20 protein-coding genes are annotated in these 25,833 nt (G+C 66.1%); 13 read left to right on the forward strand and 7 right to left on the reverse strand.

Annotation, left to right across the window (positions count from 1 at the left end; all coding sequences use genetic code 11):
* Positions 1–227: 227 nt before the first annotated feature.
* A complete protein-coding gene (locus tag AMB_RS25750) occupies positions 228–437 on the forward strand; it encodes a hypothetical protein (RefSeq protein ID WP_158303979.1) in 210 nt (69 codons plus the stop codon).
* Positions 438–489: 52 nt separating this feature from the next.
* Here the strand turns inward: AMB_RS25750 and AMB_RS15560 are convergent, their stop codons facing one another.
* Entirely contained in the window at positions 490–933 is a 444-nt protein-coding gene (locus AMB_RS15560; RefSeq protein ID WP_011385467.1) for a bacteriohemerythrin, read from the reverse strand.
* 133 nt (positions 934–1,066) lie between these two features.
* Between AMB_RS15560 and AMB_RS15565 the strand changes: the two genes are divergently transcribed.
* From AMB_RS15565 to AMB_RS15585, 5 genes are all read left to right on the forward strand, one after another.
* Complete coding sequence (locus AMB_RS15565; RefSeq protein ID WP_011385468.1) at positions 1,067–1,447, forward strand: hypothetical protein; 381 nt, start codon at positions 1,067–1,069, stop codon at positions 1,445–1,447.
* 88 nt (positions 1,448–1,535) lie between these two features.
* On the forward strand, positions 1,536–2,684 hold the full coding sequence (locus tag AMB_RS15570) for an EAL domain-containing protein (RefSeq protein WP_011385469.1): 1,149 nt from the start codon (positions 1,536–1,538) through the stop codon (positions 2,682–2,684).
* Positions 2,681–3,586, forward strand: a complete 906-nt coding sequence (locus AMB_RS15575; protein WP_011385470.1) for a diguanylate cyclase — start codon at positions 2,681–2,683, stop codon at positions 3,584–3,586. Before AMB_RS15570 ends, AMB_RS15575 begins: the two co-directional genes overlap by 4 nt.
* A gap of 122 nt (positions 3,587–3,708) precedes the next feature.
* Positions 3,709–6,321 carry a bacteriohemerythrin gene (locus AMB_RS15580; protein ID WP_011385471.1) on the forward strand — a complete coding sequence of 871 codons (2,613 nt, stop codon included), beginning with the start codon at positions 3,709–3,711 and terminating at the stop codon, positions 6,319–6,321.
* A gap of 60 nt (positions 6,322–6,381) precedes the next feature.
* On the forward strand, positions 6,382–8,355 hold the full coding sequence (locus AMB_RS15585; RefSeq protein ID WP_011385472.1) for a sensor histidine kinase: 1,974 nt from the start codon (positions 6,382–6,384) through the stop codon (positions 8,353–8,355).
* A 2-nt stretch (positions 8,356–8,357) separates the two neighbouring features.
* Here AMB_RS15585 and AMB_RS15590 read toward each other — a convergent pair whose 3' ends face one another.
* Together AMB_RS15590 and AMB_RS15595 are read right to left on the reverse strand one after the other, a co-directional pair.
* Positions 8,358–10,364 (reverse strand): YgiQ family radical SAM protein, encoded by a 2,007-nt coding sequence (locus tag AMB_RS15590; RefSeq protein ID WP_011385473.1) that lies wholly within the window; start codon positions 10,362–10,364, stop codon positions 8,358–8,360.
* 10 nt (positions 10,365–10,374) lie between these two features.
* Positions 10,375–11,409 (reverse strand): cache domain-containing protein, encoded by a 1,035-nt coding sequence (locus AMB_RS15595; RefSeq protein WP_148207431.1) that lies wholly within the window; start codon positions 11,407–11,409, stop codon positions 10,375–10,377.
* Positions 11,410–11,547: 138 nt separating this feature from the next.
* Between AMB_RS15595 and AMB_RS15600 the strand changes: the two genes are divergently transcribed.
* The 3 genes from AMB_RS15600 to AMB_RS15610 are packed head-to-tail and all read left to right on the forward strand — an operon-like array spanning position 11,548 to position 15,979.
* Entirely contained in the window at positions 11,548–14,139 is a 2,592-nt protein-coding gene (locus AMB_RS15600) for an MMPL family transporter (RefSeq protein ID WP_011385475.1), read from the forward strand.
* Positions 14,136–15,002: a hopanoid biosynthesis-associated protein HpnK gene (gene hpnK / locus AMB_RS15605; RefSeq protein ID WP_011385476.1), complete on the forward strand. Its 867-nt coding sequence runs from the start codon at positions 14,136–14,138 to the stop codon at positions 15,000–15,002. The genes AMB_RS15600 and hpnK overlap by 4 nt, the downstream gene beginning before the upstream one ends.
* Complete coding sequence (locus tag AMB_RS15610) at positions 14,999–15,979, forward strand: HpnL family protein (RefSeq protein ID WP_011385477.1); 981 nt, start codon at positions 14,999–15,001, stop codon at positions 15,977–15,979. Before hpnK ends, AMB_RS15610 begins: the two co-directional genes overlap by 4 nt.
* Positions 15,980–16,000: 21 nt before the next feature.
* On the opposite strand, the gene AMB_RS15615 is transcribed toward AMB_RS15610, so the two are convergent.
* On the reverse strand, positions 16,001–18,160 hold the full coding sequence (locus AMB_RS15615) for a methyl-accepting chemotaxis protein (protein WP_043744762.1): 2,160 nt from the start codon (positions 18,158–18,160) through the stop codon (positions 16,001–16,003).
* A 202-nt stretch (positions 18,161–18,362) separates the two neighbouring features.
* Here AMB_RS15615 and AMB_RS15620 point away from each other — a divergent pair, with 202 nt between their 5' ends.
* The 4 genes from AMB_RS15620 (at position 18,363) to AMB_RS15635 (ending at position 22,915) form a co-directional block, all read left to right on the forward strand.
* Positions 18,363–19,355 carry an RluA family pseudouridine synthase gene (locus tag AMB_RS15620; protein ID WP_043744764.1) on the forward strand — a complete coding sequence of 331 codons (993 nt, stop codon included), beginning with the start codon at positions 18,363–18,365 and terminating at the stop codon, positions 19,353–19,355.
* Between the two features lie 97 nt (positions 19,356–19,452).
* Positions 19,453–20,154 (forward strand): HAD family hydrolase, encoded by a 702-nt coding sequence (locus AMB_RS15625; protein WP_043744766.1) that lies wholly within the window; start codon positions 19,453–19,455, stop codon positions 20,152–20,154.
* Positions 20,151–22,172 carry an AsmA family protein gene (locus AMB_RS15630; RefSeq protein WP_011385480.1) on the forward strand — a complete coding sequence of 674 codons (2,022 nt, stop codon included), beginning with the start codon at positions 20,151–20,153 and terminating at the stop codon, positions 22,170–22,172. The genes AMB_RS15625 and AMB_RS15630 overlap by 4 nt, the downstream gene beginning before the upstream one ends.
* Before the next feature lie 29 nt (positions 22,173–22,201).
* Complete coding sequence (locus AMB_RS15635; RefSeq protein ID WP_011385481.1) at positions 22,202–22,915, forward strand: ATP12 family chaperone protein; 714 nt, start codon at positions 22,202–22,204, stop codon at positions 22,913–22,915.
* Here AMB_RS15635 and AMB_RS15640 read toward each other — a convergent pair.
* The 3 genes from AMB_RS15640 to AMB_RS15650 all read right to left on the reverse strand — a co-directional run bounded on the left by AMB_RS15640 (position 22,902) and on the right by AMB_RS15650 (position 25,752).
* Positions 22,902–24,053, reverse strand: coding sequence for a tetratricopeptide repeat protein (locus AMB_RS15640; protein ID WP_148207432.1), 1,152 nt, complete (start codon positions 24,051–24,053; stop codon positions 22,902–22,904). The two genes, AMB_RS15635 and AMB_RS15640, sit on opposite strands and share 14 nt — an antisense overlap.
* 96 nt (positions 24,054–24,149) lie before the next feature.
* Positions 24,150–24,572: a 50S ribosomal protein L17 gene (gene rplQ / locus AMB_RS15645; protein WP_011385483.1), complete on the reverse strand. Its 423-nt coding sequence runs from the start codon at positions 24,570–24,572 to the stop codon at positions 24,150–24,152.
* A gap of 163 nt (positions 24,573–24,735) precedes the next feature.
* The gene (locus AMB_RS15650) at positions 24,736–25,752 is read right to left on the reverse strand and encodes a DNA-directed RNA polymerase subunit alpha (protein WP_011385484.1); all 1,017 of its coding nucleotides are present in this window, start codon (positions 25,750–25,752) and stop codon (positions 24,736–24,738) included.
* Positions 25,753–25,833: the final 81 nt, after the last annotated feature.

Here is a 25,833-nt window from a genome sequence, read left to right on the forward strand (position 1 = left end):
GCGAAATGGTGGTGGGATGCCTGCCCGTCCACGTGTGACGAAGCGGTCGCGGCGATGCGAAGCCCTGCCGTACCTGCGGTGGGTACTTTGAAGGTTGGGGACGGCAATGCCCCTTTCGCCTGCGACGCGGCCTGACACACCAGGCAGCATCCGTGACTGTCCGACTGCCCCTCGTCGCCCATGGGGGATGGAACCGCCGTACGCTCGGCTCCGCCCAGGTTTGACGCGTGGCAGATTCCGGTCCGCGCCGCCAGCGTCACCAGGAGGGTTCCCCCCCTGAACGCCAGATCGAGACCGGGAAGCAGACCCTGGAAGAGGAATCCCGCCGCCACCAGCGCCACGGCCACCAGCCGCGCCACAAGGCGACGGTCGACGGCGGAGCTGGACTGAACGGCGCGGGCAGAGCGCAAGGCGATCCTCCTAGGGCGTTGCACTAGGAATGCACGCCGGCGAAAGCCCGACATTGACCCAGGTCAAGTCCAGAAAATATCAGAGCCGGGCACCCGCCGCCGCACGGCGGCCGTTGACCGCCAGGCCGTGGGCGGCGTGGGCGGCATGGGCGCGGGCATAGGGGGCCAGCTTGGCATCCTCGCCCAGGATATGGACCATGACCCACTTGTCCATCAGGCTGCGGACCGCCAGCACGAAATCATCGTGGGGGCTGCCGCCCATCAGCGGTGACAGCAACACCCGCCGCAGGCCGGACGCCATTTCGGCATGCAGCGCCATGTGCCGGACCCGGTCGGGATAGCCGCACTGGAGCATGAACATTTCCTCGCGGGCGAAATGCTCGCCAGCCTCGGCCATCAGCACCGCCGCCGCCGCCTTGGCGGCCTCCAGTGTCCGGCTGCCTTCCAGTTCACGCCAGGCCGCGATCATGCGATCATGGTCGTCGTCGAGGGGCTTGTGCCCGATAGTGTAGCTGGTGGCCATGTCACCCCCACAAGGACAGGACAGTACACATCAATACTCCCTCATGAGGACTGAACGAACAAACGCCAGTCTGTAACGCTTTCCTGTGATTTTATGACACCTTCAAGTCAAACATATCCAAAGGTAATAGCAAATGCTTCCCTACTCCTTCTTCTCCGCCATGCTCCGCTTCGTCGCCGCCAAAACGGAGGCCGCCGCGACGGATGCACGGACGGCGGAGATGGCCGCGGTATTGCGGCGCATTGCCGACACGGTGGACCAGGGGCCGGAATTCGAGGTGCCCGGAGACGGCCTGGAATTGAATGCCCGGGCGCTGGCCGGCTTCGCCGCCTTCCTGCAGCGGAGCATCCTCCCCGAGGCGGTGGCCCACGGCAATCAGGCGGGGGAGAACCAAATCCGCTGGTCGGTGGATGCCGCCATGGACGCGGTCAACACCTTGCTGTCGCGCGCGGCGCTGCAGGAGGGGCAGGAGAGGCAGGCGGTACGCATCACCCTCCCCGCTCCGCCGCCATGACGGCGGCCACCCGGTCCTTGCCCGGGACCACCCGGGCATGGTTCACTAACCCTGGGTTTATGAAACGGTTCGGGGAGTGGGCACAGGCATGCTGACCAGGGATGTGGCGGCGGGAGAGGTGATCTTTCGCCAGGGTGAAGCCGCCGAAGTGGCATATCTGATCGAGGCCGGCACCATCCGGATTCAGCAGGAGATCGGCGGCGAGACCCGCCCTCTGGCGCGATTGGGACCGGGCGAGGTCTTTGGGGAATTGGGGGTCATCGACGGCGCGCCCCGTTCCGCCACCGCCTTGGCAGAAACGCCGGCGCGCCTGGTCATGGTGCGCGGCGACAAGATCCAGCAATCCATCGCCCGCTCGGACCCCTTCTTCGCCGAGCTGATGCGCAAGCTGGTCGGCCGGCTGCGCCAGTCGCGGGCCGCCGACGATTCCGACGTCATGGCGGCGCTGCAAAGCTCGGATTTCGGCCCCGGCTACGAAGAAATCCTGCGGGAACGCGATATCGCCGAAGGCATCATCCGGGGTGAGATCGAGCCGTTTCTCCAGCCCATCGTCGACCTGAGGACCGGAGCCATCAAGGGCTACGAGACCCTGGCGCGCTGGCGGTCGGAGAAATTCGGCCTGATGACGCCCTGCGCCTTTCTGCCGCTGGCCCGGCGCACCGGCCTGATCCGGCGCATCGACCTGACCATGGCCGACCGGGCGCTGAACATCTGCGCCGGCTTCGGCACCGGCGAGAACGCGCCTTTCGTGGCCATCAACGTCTCGGCCTGGCACCTGCGCGACCGCACCCTGGTCGACACCTTGAAGCGCATGCTGGAACAGCATGGCCTGCCACCCCGTCGCATATGCGTCGAGATCACCGAGACCATGCTGATCGACGAGACCTCGGACGCCGATTCCATGCTGGCCGAGTTGCGCGATTGCGGCATCCGGGTGGCTCTGGACGATTTCGGCACCGGCTTTTCCCCGCTGGCCTTCCTTTACCGCCTGCCCATCGACATCCTGAAGATCGACGGCAGCCTGGTGGAGGGCATCGAGGCCTCGCCCCGTCAGAGGGATGTTCTCGAAGGAATGCGGGAACTGTGCGCACGCCTGGGCATCGATGTCATCGTCGAGGGCATCGAGACCGAGGACACCACCCGCATTCTGCTGGAATTGGGCTTCACGCTGGGCCAGGGAACCCGCTTTGCCGCTCCCGGCGCGGTGGACGAGACCTTGAAGCGGAGGGTGTCATGAGCGACATGACGGCCAATGCTACCCTCTCGCAGGCCCACGTGGAGACCGAAAAGGTCTTCGCCAGCCTGGCCGCCTACCAGCACGCCCTGGCCAGCCACGTGGACTGGCTGCAATCCTGGTACAGCTCCGTCCTCAACTGGCACGACCGGACCCACCCCACCCCGCCCGCCGACCAGTGCCGGTTCACCGCCTGGTTCGACGCGGCGGGACAATCGGCCCTGGCCGTCTACCCGGCCTTCGCCGAATTGGGACAGTTGCACCACGAGATTCATTTCAAGGCCGACCAGATCACCGAACGCGCCGCCGAAGGCCACACCATCACCACCTCGGATTACGAGGCGATGATGAGCCTGGTCCTGGCCTTCAGCACCGCCGCCCAGGGATTGGAGCGGGACGCCTGGCGCACCCTGGCCACCGTGGACGCCCTGACCGGCCTGGGCAACCGTCAGACCATGATGAGCCACCTGATCGGCGAGCGCGATCGCGCCATGCGCCAAAAGCAGCCATGCTGCGTCGCGCTGGTCGACATCGACCTGTTCAAGAAGGTCAACGACACCTTCGGCCATACCGAGGGAGACCGGGTGCTCCGCGCCGTGGCCGAGAGCCTGCGCCGCAACGTGCGGCCCTATGACGTGCTCTACCGCTATGGCGGAGAGGAGTTCCTGATCTGCCTGCCGGCCGCCACCCCCGAGGCGGGGCGGCAGGTGCTGGAGCGCATGCGGTCGGCCATCGCCGCCCTCGGCATCACCAGCGCCACGGGCAAGCCCATCCCCATCACCGCCACGTTCGGACTGGCGGAATTGTCGGCCGATCTGTCTGTGGAGGAATCCCTCGACCGCGCCGATACCGCGCTTTACGACGGCAAGCGCGCCGGACGGAACCGGGTCGCCGTCTGGAGCTGACGCTCCCCGGCCCCAGAAGGCAATTGGACGCACCCAAACCATTGATGTAGCATTCATCTACCATAAGGCTGAGAGGGCGCAGACGCGGGTCGCATCCTCCGTTCTGAATCAGGGGGGACGTCATGGCCGGCTTGTTCAAGGTGGATGTAGCGGCCGGCATGGCCTGGGTCGAAATCCCCGAGCGGGATTTGCGGGTGCTGTGCGGCTGTCCCGCCGACGCGGTCAAGCACATGATGCTGCGCGGGCTGATCCGGCCGACACGGCGGGACGGCATCCCGTGCGAAACCGGACCCAGCGCCATTCTGCTCTCCGACGTGATGATCCAGAACGGCGCATTCTGCAATCTGGCGGAATTTCCGGTCCTGCAGATGTTCTATCGCCAGGGCATGCTGCTGCCGGGGCACCCCAACAATACCGGTCGCCGGCCGCTGCTGATCGGGCGGAACGAGCAGCTTCAGGCCCAGTTCCAGTACATCTATCGCGGCAATTACGGTCTGATCTCCACCGAGGAACTGATGGAAGCCGGCCTGGACGAGGCCACGGCCCGCGACATGATGCGCCTCAAGCTGCGCTTCGCCTTCGGCCGCATCCAGCACCCGCGGGAGCTGCTCGACACCCGGCCCCTGGCCGACGAGCCCATCGAGATCGCCGAAGGCGTCACCCTGCGCCGCACCGCGCTCAACGTCTTCGAGTTCAGCCATGGGGACGAACGGGTCAGCGTCGACCTCAACCTGCCGCCCTTCGAGATTCACGAATGCCCCTATACCCTGGGCTTTCACCAGATCCCGCGCGAGTATTTCGCCGTCATTCACTCCGGCGACGGCGACGGCTGGGACATCCGGCGCCCCAGCATGGGCGCCATCCTGGTATTCCAGGGGCGCATCTACCTGATCGATGCCGGCCCCAACCTGATCTATTCGCTGAACGCCCTGGGCATCGGCATCAACGAGATCGAGGGAATCTTCCACACCCATTCCCATGACGATCATTTCGCGGGACTGACCACGCTGATCCGCGCCGATCGCCGCATCAAGTACCACGCCACCCCCATGGTGCGGGCCGCGGTCACCAAGAAGCTGGCCGCCCTGCTGTCCATCGAGGAAGAGGACTTTTCCGACTATTTCGACGTCTGCGACCTGACGCTGGGCGAGTGGAACGACGTGGGCGGGCTGGAAGTGCGCCCCATCTTCTCGCCCCATCCGGTGGAGACCACGCCCTTCTACTTCCGCGTCATGGCGGAGGGGGGCTACCGCACCTATGCCCACATGGCCGATATCTCGGGGCTGGACGTCCTTCAGGGGATGATCACCGAGGACCCGGCCAAGCCCGGCCTGTCCCTGGCCTGGATGGAACGCATCGTGACGGACTATTTCGAGCCCGCCGACGTCAAGAAGGTGGATATCGGCGGCGGACTGATCCACGGAATGGCCGGCGACTTCGCCGAGGACCAGTCGCGCAAGATCATCTTGTCCCACACCGCGCTCAAGCTGACCGACGAGCAAAAGCGCATCGGCTCGGGCGCGTCCTTCGGCACCGTGGATGTGCTGGTGCGCAGCTACCGCGACTTCGCCCGGCGTTCGGCCTACGAGCATCTGGCCAGCTACTTCCCCGAGATCGGCGACGCCCACCTCCAGGTCCTGCTGAACTGCCCGCTGGAAAGCTTCAACCCGGAAACCATCCTGATCCGCGAAGGCGCCATCGGCGACGCCATCTACCTGGTGCTCACCGGCCAAGTGGAAATGCTGTCCTCGGACAGTCAGGTTCGCTCGTTGCTGTCGGCCGGCGCCTTGCTGGGCGAACTGGCGGGCCTGCACGGCCTGCCCTCCATGGAGACCTACCGCGCCACCTCCTATGTCCAGGCGCTCCGGCTATCCGCCGATTTCTACCTGGAATTCGTCAAGCGCCACGACCTGTTCGCCGATATTTCCCGGCTGATGGAAATCCGGGAATTCCTCAGCCGGACCTGGCTGTTCGGCGAAGTGGTGTCCACCGGCACGTTGAACCGCATCGCCAATCACATGCGCCCCTTGGCCGTCCACGCGGGCGAGGCCCTGTCGGTGGGAGAGAGCAACGTGGCCCTGATCCGGTTGGGCGACGCCATCCGGCTACTGGGCGAGCAGGAACTGGAACGGCTTGGACCGGGCGATTTCTTCGGGGAAGAAACCGCCATGTTCCAGACACCGCGCCTGTCGCGCATCATCTCGTCGGAAACCATGGAGCTTTACGTGGTGCCGGCCCAGACGCTGGCCGACATCCCCGGGGTGCGCTGGAAGCTGTTCGAGACCTTCCACCGCCGCACCCGCGCCTGCGCCGAGGCCCAGGTGGTGTCCAGCACCGATCTGGTCTGGCGCGACGAATACTCGGTCAATATCCAGCGCATCGACAATCACCACCGCCGGCTGTTCGAGATGTCCAACCGGCTGATCGAGGCGGTGCGCCTGAGCAAGGGCAAGGCCGAGATCGGCGAGGCCCTGGACTTCCTCATGGGCTACGCCATGTACCACTTCTCCGAGGAGGAAGCGCTGCTCGAGCGCTATGGCTACCCCGAAGGGGCCGGACACGCCTCCCGGCACCGGCGCCTGATGGCCCAGGCGCGCGAATTGGAGGAGCACCTGGCGTCGGCCGCCATCTCCGCCGACGAGGTCTTGACCTTCCTGCAGGACTGGATCGTCAACCACATTTTGATGGAAGACCGACGCTATGCCCCCTTCATTAATTCCAAGGGAGTGTACTAGGGTAAAGGCCCGAGGCAACGGTCGCCCAACAACAACGGTAATTCTCCGGGAGGCAATGGAATGACGGGTGACAGCCGAAAAGGCGCGCCGTCTGGACAAGACATCGACATGACCGTGATGCAGGGGGTCCTTGACCACCTGGACCAGGGCATATCGGTCTTTTCCGCCGATCTGCGGCTGATTCTATGGAACCGGCGCTTCACCGACCTGCACGATTTTCCCGAAGGCTTCCTTACCCACGGCCTCGGCTTTGCCGACATCATCCGCTTCAACGCCCAAAGGGGTGAATACGGCAGCGATTGCGACGTGGAGGCCACCGTCCGCCATCGGGTGGACGCCGCCATGGAGTTCCAGGCTCACCGCTTCGAGCGGACGCGGCCCAACGGCACCATCCTGGAAATCATCGGCAACCCCCTGCCGGGCGGCGGCTTCGTCACCACCTATTCCGATGTCACGGTCAACCGCCAGGTGGCGGAAAACCTGCGGGATTCCAATGATCGCCTCGACCAGATGGTGGAACGCCGCACCCAGGCGCTGCAAGACAGCGAGGAGCGCCACCGCGCCTATGGCGAATTTCTCGAAGCCACCGTCAAGCACATGCCGCAGGGCGTCTGCCTGTTCGACAACGATCTGAATCTGGTAGTCGCCAATAAGATCTTTTTCGACCTGACCCAGATTCCGGCCAGCTTCAACGTCAAGGGCATCAACTTCCACGAATTCATGCTCTACAACGCCCAGCGTGGCGAGTACGGCCCCGGAGACCCGGCGGAGCTGGCCAACCGGCGGCTGGAGATCGCCCGCAGGATGGAGCCCCACGCCTTCGACCGCATCCGTCCCGACGGCACGGTCATCGAAGTGCGGGGAAACCCCATCCCCGGACGCGGCTTCATCAGCACCTTCACCGACATCACCGCGCGGGCCAAGGCCGAGGAATCCCTGCGCGAAGCCGCCACCATGGCCCGGGCCATGCTGGATGCCCCCGGGCTTCTGGTTCTGCTCATCCGCATGGACGGCACCATCGTCGACCTGAACCAGGAGGCGGCGACCGGCCTGAGCTCCACCAAGGACGCCATGATCGGCGCCAATATCTTCACGGTCATGCCGCCCAAGGTGGCCGAGCGGCGTTTCGCCTACGCCCAGCAGGCGGTGTTCGAGGGCCATGCCGTCTATTTCGAGGACGAGCGCGACGGCCGCTGGTTCGAAACCACCATGACCCCCTACCCCATGGATCAGGACGGCGTCCACCGGGTGATGATCATCGCCCACGACGTGACGCACCGCCATCACGCCGAGCAGCGCCTGCGCGAGGCCACCGCCATGGCCCAGGCGGCCAACCGTACCAAGACCGATTTCCTGGCGGCCATGAGCCACGAATTGCGCACGCCGCTCAATGCCATCCTGGGATTCTCCGAGATCATCGCGCGTGAGATGTTCGGCCCGGTGGGCGACCGCTACCGGATCTACGGCCAGGACATCAATTCCGCCGGGCAACACCTCCTGGCCATGATCAACGACATTCTGGACATCTCGCGCATCGAGATTGGCGCCTTCACCCTATGCGTCGAGCAGGTCAATCCCCATGAACTGGTGGATTCCTGCCTGCGCCTGGTCACCACCCGCGCCGAGGCCGCCGGCATCCGTCTGCGCGAGGACCTGCCCGAGACCCTGCCCTCCCTGATGATCGATTCCCGGCGCACCAAGCAAATCCTGATCAACCTGCTGGGCAATGCCGTAAAGTTCACGCCCGCCGGCGGCAGCGTGACCCTGCGCGGCGCGCTTCAATCCGATGGCGGCATGGCCTTCCACGTGGCCGATACCGGCATCGGCATGAGCGAGGCGGATATCGCCATCGCGCTGTCGCCTTTCGGTCAGGTGGATACGGGACTGGATCGCCGGTTCGAAGGCGCCGGCCTGGGCCTGCCCCTGGCCAAGTCCCTGGCCGAGCTGCATGGCGGCAGCCTGGAGATCATTTCCACGCCGGGCGAAGGCACCACGGTCAGCGTCTATTTCCCCGCGGCGTGCGTCGCGAGGTAGGGTTATGTCCGCCCCTCGCCGGGCGCGGCCTTCCGGCCGCTTGGCCGCCGCCTCAATGGCGGCTGATCGCGGCGTGCGCCAGGTTTGGCGCCCACCGCTTGAGCGGCAGCAGCCCCGCCGCGCGGCACCAACTGATGATTCCCCGGCCCGATCAGGTCGGCGCGGCCCATCTTCTGCAGCGCCTCGCGCAGGATCGGCCAGTTCTCGGGATCGTGCCAGCGCAGGAAGGCCTTGTGCAGGCGCCGCTGGCGCAGGCCCTTGGCGGTGAACACCTCCTCGCCCACGCGGCGCACCGGCCGGATGGGGTCGCGGCCGCTGTGATACATGGCGGTGGCCAGCGACATGGGGGTCGGCAGGAAGGTCTGCACCTGATCGAGCCTGAAGCCGTTCTTCTTCAGCCACAGGGCCAGGTTCAGCATGTCCTGGTCGCTGGTGCCGGGATGGGCGGCGATGAAATAGGGGATGAGGTAGAGCTTCTTGCCCGCCTTGACCGCCGCCTTCTCGAACATGTCCTTGAAGCGCTCGTAGGAGCCGATGCCCGGCTTCATCATCTTGGACAGCGGCCCGTCTTCGGTATGCTCGGGGGCGATCTTGAGATAGCCGCCCACATGGTGGCGCACCAGTTCGTCCACATAGGCCGGACTGGTCACCGCCAGATCGTAGCGCACGCCCGAGCCGATATTGACCCGCTTGACGCCCTTGACGCCCCTTGCTGCGCGGTAAAGACGGATCAGCGGATCATGGTCGGTGCCCAGCGTCTTGCAGATGTCGGGATAGACGCAGGACAGGCGGCGGCAGACCTTCTGCACCTCGGGCTCGCGGCAGCCCAGCCGCCACATATTGGCGGTCGGCCCGCCCAGATCCGAGATGGTGCCGGTAAAGCCCTTGGTCTTGTCCCGGATCTCCTCGATCTCGTGGATGATGGAATCGGCCGAGCGGCTCTGGATAATGCGGCCCTCGTGCTCGGTGATGGAGCAGAAGGAACAGCCGCCGAAACAGCCGCGCACGATGTTGATGGAAAAGCGGATCATCTCCCAGGCGGGGATCTTGGCCTCGCCATAGGAGGGATGCGGCCCCCTTGCATAGGGCAGGTCGTAGACCCCGTCCAGTTCGGGAGTGGAGAGCGGAATGGGCGGCTCGGTCACCCACAGTTCCCTGTCGCCGTGGCGCTGAACCAGCGGCCGGGCGTTGAGGGGGTTGCTCTCCTGGTGCAGCACTCGCGACGCCTGGGCGTACAGCACCGGATCGTCCTGCACTTGCTCGAAGGAAGGCAGGCGCACCACCACCTTGTCGCCCTTCAGGGCCGGCGGAGCGGTCTCCAGGTCCGAGGCATCCACCACCCGCCAGTCCTCGGGCACCCCGGGACGCACGAAGACCGTGCCCCGGATGTCGTGCATCTCCCTGGGCGCCTCGCCCGCCGCGCTCCGCCGGGCGATGTCGACGATGGCCCGCTCGGCGTTGCCGAACACCAGCAGATCGGCCTTGGCATCCAACAGCACCGAACGGCGCAGCTTTTCCGACCAGATGTCGAAATGGGCGATGCGGCGCAAGGACGCCTCGATGCCGCCCAGCACCACGGGAACGTCCTTGAAGGCCTCGCGGCAGCGCTGGGCATAGACGATGACGGCGCGGTCGGGGCGCTTGCCGCCCTCGCCGCCCGGCGTATAGCTGTCGTCGCTGCGCAGGCGGCGGTCCGAGGTATAGCGGTTGACCATGGAATCCATGTTGCCCGCCGTCACCCCGAAGAATAGGCGCGGACGGCCCAGGGCGCGGAAGGGCTCGGGCCCGCTCCAGTCGGGTTGGGCGATGATGCCCACCTTGAAGCCCTGGGATTCCAGCAGCCGGCCGACGATGGCCATGCCGAAGCTGGGATGGTCCACATAGGCGTCGCCGGTGACCAGCACCACGTCGCACTGGTCCCAGCCGAGCGTCTCCATCTCGGCCCGGCTCATGGGCAGGAAGGGCGCCGCGCCACGGCGGGGAAAGGAAAGGGGCTGAACTGGTGTCATGATCAGGAAATCAAATGCCGTCGCCGTCTCGGTATCCCCTGTCATCCTCCCCTTTGCCATTCAGATGCAACACCCATTTCGCCAGCACGCGGCGCGCCGCCACGCTGGAGGCGGCGACGAACACGCCGACGGTGAGGAGCAGAAGGGCCAGTTCCCGCCACCATTCCACCAGGGCCAGATCCTCGGACAGCCCGACCGAGACCAGGAGGGAATAGCCGTCGATGGCGCGGAAGGCGCCGATTTCCGGCGATTCATCGGTGGGATCGGGAATGCGCCCGACCAGTTCCCGCCGTTCGGCGTCCCAGCGGCGGAACAGCCGGCTGTCCCAGAAAGTCCGCCCGGCCAGGGAATAGTCGCGGGGATGGTTGACCAGCAGGCGGCCCGACTCGTCGAAGATGCGCACCCCGGCCCCCGGCATGAGCTCGAGGGCGGCGATCTGCGAAAAAATGTGCTCGGTGTCGAACTGCAGCAGCAGCATCCCCATGAAGCGGCCGTCCAGATCCTGCAGCCGGCGGCTCATCATCAGCCGCCAGCGGGTCGGCCCCGTCTCCCCCAGGGTCACCGAGGCATCGCCGACGAAGACGGCGCTTTCCAATCCCTGGTCGCGGTGCTTCTGGAAGAAGAAGCCGTTCGCCAGGCTGGGGCCGGGCCGCGACAGCGGCACCGACGCCGCCACGCCGCGCCCCGAGGCATCGAACACCAGCACCGCCGCCACCTGGGGCAGGCGCTGGGTGGTCAGCTGGAAGACCCGCTGCAATTGCGGCAAGGAGGCCTGGGTGGTGACGAAGCGCGTCGCCACCGGCCGCAGATGGTCGGTGATGTGAATGTCCACCGGCCCCAGCGTGGTGGTCAGGGTCCGGGAAACGTCGCGGGCCAGAACCTGGACCTGATGCTGGGCCTCCTCGTAGGCCCGGTCGTGCTCGATCCACAGGCTGGCGAAGTCCCAGGCGTTGAACAGCAGGGCCACCAGGGCGGGCGGCGCCAGCAGCAGCGGCAGCCACCGCCGCACCCAGCCCTTTAGCGTCCGTCTGACCCGCGTCACCATTGCCGCCCTCGTCAAAATGCTGCAATGCAGCATAGACGGTAGCGCGTTTTGCGCTTCAAGCCAATGACTCTTGCTATGGGCAGGCCGAGGAGGCACATTCCCCCCTTGTTTTCGCTCCAGCGGATAAGCCGGGAAAAGATGATCAGGATACTGGCGGTTCGACTTGTTGACTGGTGCTGGCGCCATGCCTGGACCGTGGTGGTCGCCTCACTGGCCGCCACCGTGCTGCTGGGCTGGTTCGCCGCCACCCATCTGTCGCTGGACACCGACGAAAGCAAGCTGATCTCCCAGGATCTGCCGTTCCGCAAGGTGGAGCGCAGCATCGACCAGGCCTTTCCCAGCACCTCCGAACGGCTGGCGGTGATCATCGACGGCCCCACCGCCGAACTGGCGGAAGAGGCGGTCGAGCGCCTCGCCCGGGTGCTGCCCGCCGCCCATAAGGGGCTGGTCCACGACGCCTCGCGCCCGGCCGAGGAAATGTTCTTTCGCAAGAACGGCCTGCTGTTCATGTCCCCGGCCGAGCTGGAGCAGATCGTCGAGCGTCTGGTCCAGGCCCAACCGCTGCTGGGCTCGGTGGCCAAGGACCCCAGTCTACGCGGCCTGCTGACCTCGGTGGATCTGGTGCTGCAGGGCATTGCCCACGGTCAGGCCCAGCCCAAGGACATCGAGCCGCTGATCGCCCAGCTGGACAAGCCCGCCGCCGCCATCGCCACGGGCCATCAGGCCCAGCCGGTGGACTGGCAGGGCCTGATGTCGGGCGGACCGGCCAAGGATGCGCCGCGCCGCTTTTTGATGGTGCACGGCACCCTGGATTACGGCGACCTGGAGCCCGCCTCCAAGGTCATCGACGCGGTGCGCGCCACGGCCAGGGACCAGGGGCTGACCCCCGAGAACGGCTTCAAGGTCAGCATCACCGGCAATCTGGCCCTGTCGGACGCCAATTTCGCCACGGTGACCGAAGGCGTCGAGATTTCGGCGCCGCTGTCGTTCATCGCCGTGCTGCTGCTGCTGTTCTGGGGCGTGCGCTCGGGCCGGGTGGTGGCGGCCATCATGATCAGTCTGGTGGTGGGACTGGTGGCCACCGCCGCCTTCGCCGCCGCCACGGTGGGCAGCCTCAACCCCATTTCCGTGGCCTTCGCCGTGATGTTCGTCGGCATCGCCGTGGACTTCGCCATCCAGTTCGTCACCGCCTTCCGCAACGAGCGCTTTCTCCAGGGCGAGCCGGGCGCCGCCGTCCTGGCCTCGGCCCGCTCCATGGCGGCGCCGCTGTCGCTGGCCGCCATCGCCACCGCCGTGGGCTTCCTGTCATTCCTGCCCACCGCCTATACCGGCGTGTCGCAACTGGGCCTGATCGCCGGCGGCGGCATGATCATCGCCCTGGTGGTGGACTTCACCTTGCTGCCGGCGCTGCTCGCCCTGCTCAAGCCACTGCCCGAAAAGGAGCCGGTGGGGCTCAAGCTGCAATCCACCGACGCCTTCCTGCGCCGCCATGCCAAGCGCATCGTCGGCGTCGGCTGCGCCGTCGGTCTGGCGGGCGCGGTTCTGTTGCCGGTCATGCCGCTGGATTTCGATCCGCTGCACCTGCAGGACCCCAAGGCCGAGGCGGTCTCCGCCTTTTTCGAACTGGCCAAGAATCCCGATAACGGCGTCTATGCCGTCGAGACCCTGGCCCCCTCGGTGGAGGCCGCCCGCGCCCTGACCGAAAAGTTCGAGGCGGTGCCCGAGGTTCATCGGGTGATGACCATCCTGACCTTCATTCCCGAAGAGCAGGACGCCAAGCTGGCCATGATCGCCGATGTGGCCATGGTGCTGGCCCCCACCCTCAACCCCGCCAAGGTGCTGCCCGCCCCGTCGGCCGAAGAGCTGATGGCGGCTCTGGCCAAGCTGGCGGCGCAATTGGAGGCCGTCGCCCCCGACCACAAGCCCTCGCAGGTTCTGGCCGGACATCTGAAGGCCATCGTCGCCAAGGGCCCCAAATCCGCCGAAGCCTATCAGAAGGCCGCCGCCGCCGGCCTGCCCACCCTGCTGTCGGGCCTGCGCCGCTCGCTGGAGCCTGAACTGGTCAGCCTGGACACCATTCCCGCCGATCTGAAGCGCGAATGGGTCGCCGCCGACGGCCGCGCCCGCGTCCAGGTGCTGCCCAAGATCGACATGCAGAACCAGGAGGCGCGCAACCGCTTCAACGCCGCCGTCACCGCCGTCACCCCCTTCATGGCCGGCGCGCCCATCTCCATGGAGCAATCTGGCCGGGTGGTGATCGGCGCCTTCGCCGTGGCCGGCATCGGCGCCCTGGTGGCCATCGGCCTGCTGCTGGGCCTGATGCTGCGCCGCTGGCTGGACTCGGCCCTGGTGCTGGCGCCCCTGGTGCTGGGCGCCCTGGCCACGGTGATCGCGGCCCGTCTGGCCGGAATCGCGCTGAACTTCGCCAATGTCATCGCCCTGCCGCTGCTGCTGGGCATCGGCGTCGCCTTCAACATCTATTTCGTGGTCAATTGGCGCAACGGCGTCACCGACCATCTGTCGTCGCCCACCACGCGGGCGGTGCTGTTCTCGGCGCTGACCACCGGTTCGGCCTTCGGCAGCCTGGCGGTGTCGCCCCATCTGGGCACCGCCTCCATGGGGCTGCTGCTGTTCCTGTCGCTGGGATTGTCGGTGGCGGCCACCTTCATCGTGCTGCCCGCCATCTTCCACCTGATCGGCAAGCCGTCGTCCACCGGGTCCGCCCTGTGAGCAAGCGCCTGATCGTCACCGCCGATGATTTCGGCCGCTCGCTCGAGATCAACCGGGCGGTGGAGGACGGCCATGCCAACGGCATCCTCACCGCCGCCAGCCTGATGGTCACCGAAGGCGCCGTGGACGACGCGGTCGAGCGCGCCCGGCGCCTGCCTGGGCTGGGGGTCGGGCTGCACGTCACCCTGGTGGACGGCATTCCCGCCCTGGCGCCCAGCCAGATCCCCGATCTGGTCGACGGGAACGGGCTGTTCACCCTGGATCTGGTCCGGCTCGGCACCCGCATCTTCCTGTCCAAGGCGGCGCAGCGTCAGGTCAGCGCCGAGATGCGCACCCAGTTCGAGCTGTTCAAGGCCACCGGCCTGCCGCTCGCCCATGTGGACTTCCACCATCATTACCATCAGCACCCCACGGTCTTCGCCCTGGTGCTGGATCTGGCGGTGGAGTACGGGGCGCCGGGCATCCGCATTCCGTGGGAGCCGCCGCTGCTGTCCTACCGGGCCAGGGGCGACCGGCTGGGCACAAGGCTGTCCAACGGCCTCTTCCACTGGCGGCGCAACCGCGCCATGGCGGCCAAGGCCAAGGCCAGAGGGCTGGTGGTCAACGAACGGGCCTTCGGCCTCAATGATTCCGGCCAGATGGATGCCGCCAAGGTCAATTCCTTCCTGGGCGTGCTGCCCGAAGGGCTGTCGGAGATCTATTGCCATCCCGCCACCGCCCATTGGAGCGGGGCACGCCCCATGCCGCCCCATTACCGCATCGATGACGAGTACAAGGCCCTGATCGCCCCGGAAAACCGCCGCAAGGTCGAAGAGCTGGGCATCACGCTGACCACCTTCGCCGCGGAGGCTCGGGGACAATGAAGGGCAATCTTCTGCGCCTGGGGCTGATCGCCCTGATCATCGCCGTGGCCTGGTATATGCGCGACGGCTTCGGCGACGTGGGCGGCGCCCTCAACACCGCCGGATGGACCGGGGTGGCGCTGATGGCACTGACCCACGCGCTGCCCGTGGCGCTGTGCGGCGTGGCCTGGGGGCTGTTGCAGGACGAGGTGCCCACCTGGAAGTTCTCGGTGGCCCGCTGGATCAAGGACGGGGTGGGCGAGTTGGCCGGCATTCTGCCCCTGTCGGCGGAAATGGCCGGCATCCGCCTGATGACCCGCTACGGCTTCCGGGTGGCCGATGCCAGCGCCATCGTCATGGTCGACCTGACCGCCGAGGCCATCGCCCAGTTCTTCTTCAGCATCCTGGGCGTCGCCCTGTGGCTGCACCTCTACCCCGAGGCAGAGGTCACCCGCTGGGCGCTGATCGCCTTAGGCATCAGCGTTCCCGGCCTGGCCATCTTCGTCGCCCTGCAGCGCTCGGTGGTGATGCGTTTCCTGGAGACCCTGCCGGCCAAGATCATGCCCCATGCCTGGGACGCCCCCGACGCCGATGCCGGGGTGCATGCCGCCGTCAACGCGCTGTATGCCGACCATGGCCGTGTCGCCCGCTCGGTGTTCTGGCACATCCTGGCCTGGGCGGCGGGGGCGATCGAGGCCTGGGTGGCGCTGCGCCTGCTGGGCTATCCCCTGGGGCTGGCCGAGATTCTGGCCCTGGAAAGCATCATCTACGCCATCCGCTCGGTGGCCTTCGTGGTGCCCGGCGCCATCGGGCTGCAGGAGGGCGGCTACATGCTGGTGGGCGCCGTGCTGGGCCTGCCCACCGAGATCGCCCTGGCGGTCTCGCTGCTGAAGCGCGGGCGTGAGCTGCTGATGGGCCTGCCCGCCCTGTTCGCCTGGCACTATATCGAACACGCCACCGCCAAGCAAAAGGCCCCGGCCGAGAAGACCGGGGCCTGATGTTTTCCCCGCGCCCGCGGCTCAGGCGCTGCGGATTTCGCGGATGAAGCCCGCCACCTCCTGGGCCAACTGGTTCGAGGCGCCCTTGAGGCCGTTGGCGGCCTCGTAGACCTGATCCGACATCAGCTTGGTCTCCTCGGCGGCCCCCGAGACCACCTCGACATTTTCGGCGGCGGAGGCGGTGCCGTGGGCCGCCTGTTCCACCGAGCGGGCGATCTCGGCGGTGGCGGCGCCCTGCTCCTCCACCGCGGCGGCGATGGCCGAGGACAGCTCGCTGATATTCTCGATGGTTCCCGAGATGGAGCGGATGGCTTCCACCGCCGAGCGGGTCTCGCCCTGAATGGCGGTGACCTGCTGGCCGATTTCCTCGGTGGCCTTGGCGGTCTGGTTGGCCAGATGCTTGACCTCGTTGGCGACCACGGCAAAGCCCTTGCCGGCTTCGCCTGCCCGCGCCGCCTCGATGGTAGCGTTGAGCGCCAGCAGGTTGGTCTGGCTGGCGATGTCGGTGATCAGGTTGACCACCTCGCCGATCTTCTGGGCCGCCTCGGCGAGGCTGCGGACCATGCGGTCGGTCTCGCCCGCCTGACGCACCGCATCGCCCGAGATGGTGGCGGCATGGGCCACCTGACGGGAAATCTCGGTCACCGAGGACGACAGTTCCTGAGTCGCCGCCGACACCGACTGGACATTGGCGGTAACCTGACCGGTCATGGCGGTGACGTTGCCGGCCTGTACCATGGTCTGCTGGGCATTGGCCGACAGGGTCTGGGCATTGCCCAGCAGCGAGCCCGACGACACGTCGATCAGATCGACCACGCCCTTGACCCGGTCCTCCAGGGATTTGGCGACGCGGTTGAGCTCGGCCCTGCGGTTCTCCTCGGCCTGGCGGTCCAGTTCGGCCTTTTCCAGGGCGGAATAGCCCAGCTTGGCCTTGAGCGCCCGCAGCAGCGAATGGAGCTGCCCGAATTCCTGCATGTCGGCCACGGGGATTTCATGCGCCTGATTGCCCGAGGCGATGGCGTCGAAATGCCGCTCCATGGCCTTCAGGGGATTGCGGATGCCCGCCAGGATCCAGACGGCGAGGATGAAGCCCAGAACGACGGCAACCACCAGGGCGCCGATCACCAGGAATGTCCGCGAGGACAGATGCTGTTCGGCCCGGGCGTAGGTATTGCCGGCATCCTTGCTCTGATAGTCGATCAAACCCTTGAGAGCGACATGGTTGGCGTTGTAGAGCGGCCGCATGGCCTCGCCGAAATGCTTGGACAGTGCCGCCGCATCGTTCTTGCGGACCAGATCCACCGCCGGAATCAGCCCCTGGTCGCGGAACGCCGTGCGCGCCTTGGCGAATTTCTCGATCAGTGCCAGTTCCTCGGCCGGGTGGCTGCCCTGGGCATAGTGCTCCCACTTGCGATTGATGATCTGCGAGTTGGACTCGATGGCGGCCAGACGCTCGGACACCGGCACCCAATGCTGATTGGCCAGCATCTGCACCGCGATGCTGGCGATCTGGCGATAGTTTTCCTGGGACAGATCGGCGACCTCGGCCAGATCGATGGCCGGCATGGTGTTCTCCAGATAGACCTCGCGCATGTCCTCGCCGATGCCGCGCATGCCGGAAATGCCCAGCCAGCCCACCACCAGCATCAGCACTCCCAGCACGGCCAGCACTCCGGACAGGCGTCCGGCGATGGAATTCTTCAGGGCGGAAACCCTGCCGCCCAGGCCGGTGGAGACCACCCGCCCGTCGCGAATGGCCAGGCCCCGGGCCTTGCCTTCACGAAACAGCGCGTATGCCTGTTCGGCGGCATTGATCTGAGCCCGGGTCGGCTTGGAGCGGATGGAGATGAAGCCGGCGATCTGGCCCTTTTCCATGAATGGGGTGACATTGGCCCGCACCCAGTAGTGATCGCCGGTCTTGGTGCGGTTCTTGACGTAGCCCTCCCAGGGCCGTCCGGCCTTGATGGAGGCCCACAGATCGGCGAACGCCTCCTTGGGCATGTGGGGATGGCGAACCAGATTGTGGGGCGAGCCCAGCAATTCCTGCTCGGTAAAGCCGCTGATATCGATGAAGGCCTTGTTCACGAAGGTGATGCGGCCGCCGGCATCGGTGCGCGACACCAGCATGTCGTCGTCCTTCAGTTCCACCTCGCGGTTGGTGATCGCGCCGTTGTCACGCATCGGACACTCCCTATTTTGTTTGGACCACCCGGCTGGACGATCGCTCAAGATCACGCCGTTTGGCATATACCATCAGGCCCTTAGAATGGTACGCATACTTACATATTCAAGCCGGCCCGTCAAAATATCCCACTCGGAAACTCAGATATCTCGGAAAAGTTTCTGTTGTGCCCTCCCCCATCCCGCCGGTAGGGTCCGGCCCATGAGTGAAGTGCAGACCCTGACCGTCGCCGAGGAAGAGGCCGAAATTCGCCTCGACCGCTGGTTCAAGCGCCATTTCCCCTCCGTCGGCCATGGGCTGCTGGAAAAGTGGCTGCGCGCCGGCAATGTCCGGGTCGACGGCAAGCGCGCCAAATCCAACCAGCGTCTCGACGCCGGCCAGATCATCCGCGTGCCCCCGCTGCCCACGGCCGAGGCCCCTCCGCGCGAGGTTCGGCCCGCCCCGGTGGACGAGAAGATCGCCCGCATGCTCCAGGACGCGGTTCTGTACATGGACGACGAGGTCATCGCGCTGAACAAGCCGCCCGGGCTGGCGGTTCAGGGCGGCACCGGCATGGCCGACAAGCATCTGGACGCCTGGCTGGATGCGCTGTGCTTTGACGGCGGGCGGCCCAAGCTGGTCCATCGCCTGGACAAGGACACCTCGGGGGTGCTGTTGCTGGGGCGCACCGCCAACGCCACCGCCAAGCTGGCCGCCGCCTTCAAAAGCCGTTCGGCCCGCAAGTGCTACTGGGCGCTGGTGGCCGGCGTGCCGCGCTACCCCCAGGGCCGCATCGACGCGCCCCTGGCCAAGCTGCCCGGCAAGGCCGGCGAGAAGGTCGCGGTGGACAAGGAGGACGGCAAGCACGCCGTCACCTATTACCGCGTGGTGGATGCCACCCTCAAGCGCGCCGCCTGGCTGGAACTGGAGCCGCGCACCGGCCGGACCCACCAGTTGCGCGCCCACTGCCTGCTGCTGGGCACTCCCATCATGGGCGACGGCAAATATGGCGGCCAGGATGCCCTGGTCGAAGGCACCGGCGTCTCGCGCAAGCTGCACCTGCATGCCCGCGCCGTGCGCCTGCCCCATCCCCGCACCGGCAAGGTGCTGGAGGTGGTGGCTCCCCTGCCGCCCCACATCAAGGCCAGCTTCGACTTCTTCGGCTTTACCGAAAGCCGCTCCGGCCCGCCATTCGTCTCCTTCGAAGACGATTAAGCTCCGTCATCATTCCGCCGCATTCCGGCGGTTGGTTGTGGGCTCCCGATGGGGTAGAATAACCCCACGCAATTTAAGATCAGCGCCCCGGAGCCCGATGTCCCATCTGCGCCTTGCCGTCTTCGATGTGGATGGCACCCTGGTGGACAGCCAGCACAATATCGTTTCGGCCATGACCGAGGCGTGGAGCAACTTGAATCTGGGCATCCCCCGGCCGGAGCAGGTCCGCCGCATCATCGGCCTGTCCCTGGTGGATGCCTGCGCCGTGCTGCTGCCCTGGGCAACGCCCGCCGTCCACCGCGCCGTGGCCGATTCCTACAAGGAAGCCTTCCGCGCCATGCGCCTGCTGCCAGACACCATGGAGCCGCTGTTTCCCGGCGTGAAGGAGGCCCTGGACAGACTGGAAAGCCAGGGCTGGCTTTTGGGGCTGGCCACCGGCAAATCGCGCCGAGGGGTGGATTCCATGCTGGAGGCCCATGACCTGGAAGGGCGCTTCGTCACTATCCAGACCGCTGACGACAATCCCAGCAAGCCCAATCCCGCCATGCTGCGCCGCGCCGCCGCCGATTGCGGCCTGGACCTGCACGAGATCGTCATGATCGGTGACACCGCCTACGATATGGCCATGGCGGCGGCCGCCCGCAGCGCAGCGGTCGGCGTGTCGTGGGGCTATCATTCGCTGGACGAGCTGCGCCGCGCCGGAGCCCAGGTGGTTCTCGACACCTTCGAAAATCTGACCGAGGTCCTGGACAAGGTCACCGGGGACATGGCCCACCACCAGGCCGGAGATGGGGAATGAGGGCCAGCACGATTGCCAAGATCGTTGCCGCCCTTCTCGTGGTTCTGGTGGTTGCGGTGGTCGGGGCGGGAAAGTCCCTGAAGTCCGAGGCCTATAACCGCTTCCTGGCCGAACGGGTCAAGGCCGCCACCGGATTGGACCTCTCCTTCGCCGGCGTCACCAAGCTCAAGCTGGGACCGTCGCCGGTGCTCAGCTTCACCGGCGTGACCCTGTCGGCGGCGGGCGGCAAGGGCGGCCCCCTCCTCTATATCGACCGCATCGAAGCCCGCGTCGCCCTGGTGCCGCTGGCGCTGCGCCAGTTGCGGCTGGACAGTATCACCCTGATCCGCCCGGTGCTCGACCTCCGGCAACTGGGAGCGCTTGGCCCCACTCGCCCCCTTGATCTGACCGAGGCACCGGCGGGCGCGCCGATCACCCGCCCAGCCCTGTCCGAACTGCGAATCGAAGATGCTTCTGTCCGCTGGACGGATGGCCACCTGCAGGTCGCCAAGGCGTCATTCCATCCGGAAACCGAGGCTGGGGGGCCATTATCCCTTCAGTTGGACGGCATCTGGCAGAATACACCCGTCAGCCTGTCAGGCGTCATCGGCCCATTGTCCAGCCTGGCAGGGGGCAAGCCATATCCCGTGCAGTTCAAGGGAAGCGTGGGGGGCGCCAATCTGACCCTGCGCGGCTCCCTGGCGGCACCGCTGGCCGGCAAGGGCCTGGATCTGGAGCTTCGTGCCCAGGGCGAGGAAATGTCCGATTTGTTGCGGCTGGGACCCACCACGGCCACTCCCCAGGCCTTGGGGCCGTTCAAGCTGGCAACCCGGGTGACCGATGCCGCCGGGTCGGTGGCGTTGTCGGACCTGGATGCCGTCATCGGCCGCCGGGACGCGCAACTGATCACTCTCAAGGGTCAGGTGGGCGACGTGCTCAGGCGCCGTGGTATGGACATGCTGGTGACCCTGGAATCCGAGTCACTGAGCCTCCTCATGCGGATGCTCAGCCAAGACCTGCCCAATGCCGGACCGGTAAAGCTGTCCGCTCATCTGAGCGACATCGAAAACGGCTGGCGCCTCACCGGCCTGAAAAGCAATCTGGGCAAAAGCGATCTGGCTGGTGAATTGTCCCTGGTCCAGACCCCCCGCCCCCGCCTGTACGGCCGTCTGTCCGCCTCTCAGCTTTTCCTCGGCGACTTCTCGCTGCCGCCCCCCCGAAGCGGTGGTCAGGCCCAGCCCTCCCAGCCCCAACGTCCGGCCATTCCCATTGACGACGGACGCATCCTTGGAGTCGACGCCCTGGCCCTGGACCTGATCAAGGATCTTGACGCCGCCTTATCCATCGCCGTCGGCCGCCTCCATTGGGGTTCGACCACCGTGACCGATGCCACCGCCGAGCTTCGTCTCGCCGCCGGCCGGCTCGGTCTCGAGAACTTCGCCGCCCGTTCGGGCGACGGACGTCTGAATGGAGAGATCCGCCTGGATGCCGCCGCCAAGACTCCAGCCCTGGCGCTTCGCCTGGCGGGTGGGAGCGTCGATCCGGGCATGCTGACCGGCGGTGCGCTCAAGGGGACCAAGGCGGATTTCGCCTTCGATCTCAAGGCCCAGGGCACCAATATGCGGCTGCTGGCCGGCAGCGCCGAAGGCAGCCTTGTCTTGACCCTGGGGGAATCGGTGCTGGACAAAGGCAAGGGGGGCGAACTTTCCGCGCGGCTGGCCCGAGATCTAGATCCCGCGTCCCAACGCTCCGGGGAGCTTCACTTACGCTGTCTGGTGGCTCGGCTGCCGGTCAAGGCCGGCCTGATCAGCTTCGATAAGGGATTGGGTGCCGAAACGCCGTCATCCGCCGCCCTGGCCTCCGGCTCCATCGATCTCAGAACCGAGTCCCTGGACATCGCTGTGGCCAGCCGCACTGCCCCGCTCCTCCGTGTCAGGGGCGTGCTGGGAGCCCCGGTGGTCTCCAGCGAAAGCGGGGGCAAGCCGCTGGCCGATGCCAACCCCTGCCGCACCGCCCAGGCCCGCCGCCTGCCCCGTTAAGCCACGCCCCATCCACGAAGGACCGTTCCGTGTCGTCCAAGTCCATCAAGCGCTTTTACAAGGAATCCGCCGCCGAGCTTCGTGACGGCGGCTTCGCCATTCTGCTGGACGGCAAGCCTATCAAGACACCGGGGGGGCGTCCGCTCTCCGTCCCGGCCAAGCCGCTGGCCGAGGCCATCGCTGGGGAATGGCGGAGCCAGGGAGAGCAGGTTCTTCCCTCCTCCATGCCCATGACGCAACTGGCCAGCACCGCCATCGACCGGGTCGGCCCCGAGCGTCCCCACATCACCGGCCAGCTCATGAACTATGCGGGCACGGACCTGCTGTGCTATCGCGCCGAGACCCCTGGCGACCTTGTGGCCCGCCAGACCGCCGCCTGGCAGCCGCTGCTCGATTGGGCCGCCCAGGCCCTGGACGCCCCCCTGCTGGTCACCACCGCCCTGGCGGCCATCGCCCAGCCCGACGCCTCCCTGGCCGCCCTGCGACGCCATGTGGACGCCTATGACGACTGGCGGCTCACCGCCCTGCAGTCATCAACCGCGGCCATGGGTTCGCTGATCCTCGGACTGGCGCTGATGGAAGGCCGACTCGATCCCGAAGCCGCCTTCCAGGCCTCGCAATTGGATGAGACGTACCAGATCGAATTGTGGGGCGAGGACTGGGAAGCCGCCGACCGCCGCGCCGAGCTTCGGGGCGACATCGACGCCGCCGCCCGCTTCCGGGATCTGATCACCCCCTCTTGAAGGCGCACCAGAAGCCAGGAGGGCCACGATGACGATCGATCTCCATGGCCACCTCCCGAAACCCCGCCTCGGTCGCCAGTCGGCGAAGATAGGACCGGCTATGGGCATACTCGCCCGGCACGGTCGCCGCCACCTCTCGCGGGTCGCATAGGGGGTCCACGGAAAACACAAAGACTCCGCCCGGCTCCGTCAGGCGTGACGCTTCGCGGAAGAACGGCTCAAGATCGGCGAAGTAGTACAGCACGCAAGACGACAGAATGGTCTCGAACGGACCTTCGATGCTTGCCAGCCCCCCCGGCATCTCGCCCTCGATCAAGGTATCATAGACCTTGCGGGCCCGCGCCTGCGCCAGCATGCCCGGCGAGCGCTCGATCCCGGTCACCGAAGTGGTAGAGGCCGGCAGCTTGGAAGCCAGCAATCCGGTTCCCGTGCCCATTTCCAGCACCCGCCTCATCCGCCGGGCGGGAAAGTGCCCCTGGTACAGCCTGAGAAGACGATCGCTGAAGTAGTTGTGCAGCTCATTATCGTCATATCCCACCGAAATGGCATCCAGCCGCTCCAGTGTCACGCCGTCGGGGGCGCTACCATCCCAATCGGGCAGCAGTTCCGAGAAAACCTCCACCGCCTCTTCATGGCGCCCCAGATGGAGCAAGGCGATCGAGAGATTGTGACGAACATAGAAATCGCGGGGGAGCACCTCGCGGGCCTGGCTCAGGGTCGCCAACGCGTCCTGATAGCGCCCAAGCGCCGTCTGAGCCATCCCCAAAGCCGCCAGAAAGCGTTTGTCTCCGGCGATGACATGCTTGTACTCGGCGCAAACCCCGACGATGTCCACATAGGCGCGCGCATGGACCAAAGCCCAAACAAGATCAAAGATCGGGTCGACCTTGGGATCGGCCCGGACCAGCCCAAATAGAATGCGGGCGGCTTCGGCGTACTGGCCGACCTTCAGATAGGTTTGCGCCCTCAGACGCAAGACTGTGGCGTCGCCGGGGACAGACGCTTCGATCCGGTCGAAGGCCCTCAGAGCCCCATCGATATCGTCCTGCGCGACAAGCTCCAGAGCGGACTGTATGGCTTCCGTTAACGTCATCAGGCCACCCATCGCCGCCATTGTGAACCAAATGTAAACCGGCAAATTCCTCCTGTCATCGAAAAGAAGCCACCCCAAGCGAAAGGGGCCGCCCCTCGCGGGACGGCCCCTTCCTAAAGTCTATGCAACCGAAGCGGAGATTTACTCCTCGTCAGCATCCGCCTTCTTGTCGGCGGTGGGGCCGGAATCGGTGCCCTTGGCGGCCAGATCGCGATCGACCAGCTCGATGATGGCCATGGGGGCGCAATCGCCGTAGCGGAAGCCGGCCTTCAGCACGCGGCAATAGCCGCCCTGGCGCTCCTTGTAGCGGGGACCGATCACTGCGAACAACTTGGCGACCACCTTGTCGTCGCGCAGGAAGGCATAGGCCTGGCGACGGGCGTGCAGGTCGCCGCGCTTGCCCAGCGTGATCAGCTTCTCGACGATGGGACGAGCGTCCTTGGCCTTGGGCAGGGTGGTCTTGATCTGCTCGTGCTTCAGCAGGGCGTTCGCCAAGCTGACGAACAGGGCCTTACGGGCCGACTTGTCGCGGTTCAGTTTACGGCCGGACATACCATGACGCATAACAACTCTCCTCGTCGCTTGGCCTCGTCGGGCGAGACCGATTGTCGTACCGCATCGCCACCCCTAGGGAGAGAACGGCGCGGGCGGACCGGAACGGTCCTTAAAAAAGCCTACGGCGCGACATTGGGGCCGATCAGGCGGCCAATGTCGCGCCGCAAACAGATCAGTAGGGCTCTTCCAGCTTCTTGGCCAGCTCTTCGATGTTCTCCGGCGGCCAATTGGCGATTTCCATGCCCAGGTGCAGACCCATCTGCGCCAGCACTTCCTTGATCTCGTTCAGCGACTTGCGACCGAAATTGGGAGTGCGCAGCATCTCGGCTTCGGTCTTCTGGACCAGGTCGCCGATATAGATGATGTTGTCGTTCTTCAGGCAGTTGGCCGAACGGACCGAAAGCTCCAGCTCGTCCACCTTGCGCAGCAGGTTCTTGTTGAAGGGCAGTTCGTCCTTCTTCTCTTCCTCGACGACCGCGGTGGGCTCCTCGAAGTTGATGAACAGCTGCAGCTGGTCCTGCAGGATGCGGGCGGCCAGGGCCACCGCATCATCCGGCGTGACCGCGCCGTTGGTCTCGACGGTCATGGACAGCTTGTCATAATCGGTGACTTGGCCCACGCGGGTGTTTTCCACCTTGTAGGCCACCTTGCGCACCGGCGAGAAAATGGCGTCGATCGGGATCAGACCGATCGGCGAATCCTCGGGACGGTTCTGCGAGGCGGGGACATAGCCCTTGCCGGTCTCGACCGTGAACTCGATGTTCAGCTTGGCGCCCTCGTCCAGGGTGCACAGCACCAGTTCGGGGTCCATGATCTCGATGTCGTGACCAACCTCGATCAAGCCGGCGGTGACCTCGCCGGGGCCGACGGCCCGGAGATGCATCCGCTTCGGCCCCTCGCCATGCATGCGCAGGCCCAGGGTCTTGATGTTGAGGATGATGTCGGTGACGTCCTCACGCACGCCGGGGATCGACGAGAATTCGTGCAGAACGCCGTCGATCTGGATGGCGGTGACGGCGGCACCCTGCAGCGACGACAGCAGCACGCGGCGCAAGGAATTGCCAAGCGTCATACCAAAGCCGCGCTCAAGCGGTTCGGCGACCACGATGGCGGTACGCTGCGGATCGGCCCCGGGCTCCACATGGAGCTTGTTGGGCTTAATCAGTTCCTGCCAATTCTTCTGAATCACGTGCGTGACCTCATGCTAGGAACAAAAGAAAACGGGAACGGGCGTGCCGCCGGTCTTCCCTTTCGCAAGGAAGGCGGCGGC

It is taken from the genome of Paramagnetospirillum magneticum AMB-1, from assembly GCF_000009985.1.
In the GTDB taxonomy this organism is placed as follows: domain Bacteria; phylum Pseudomonadota; class Alphaproteobacteria; order Rhodospirillales; family Magnetospirillaceae; genus Phaeospirillum; species Phaeospirillum magneticum.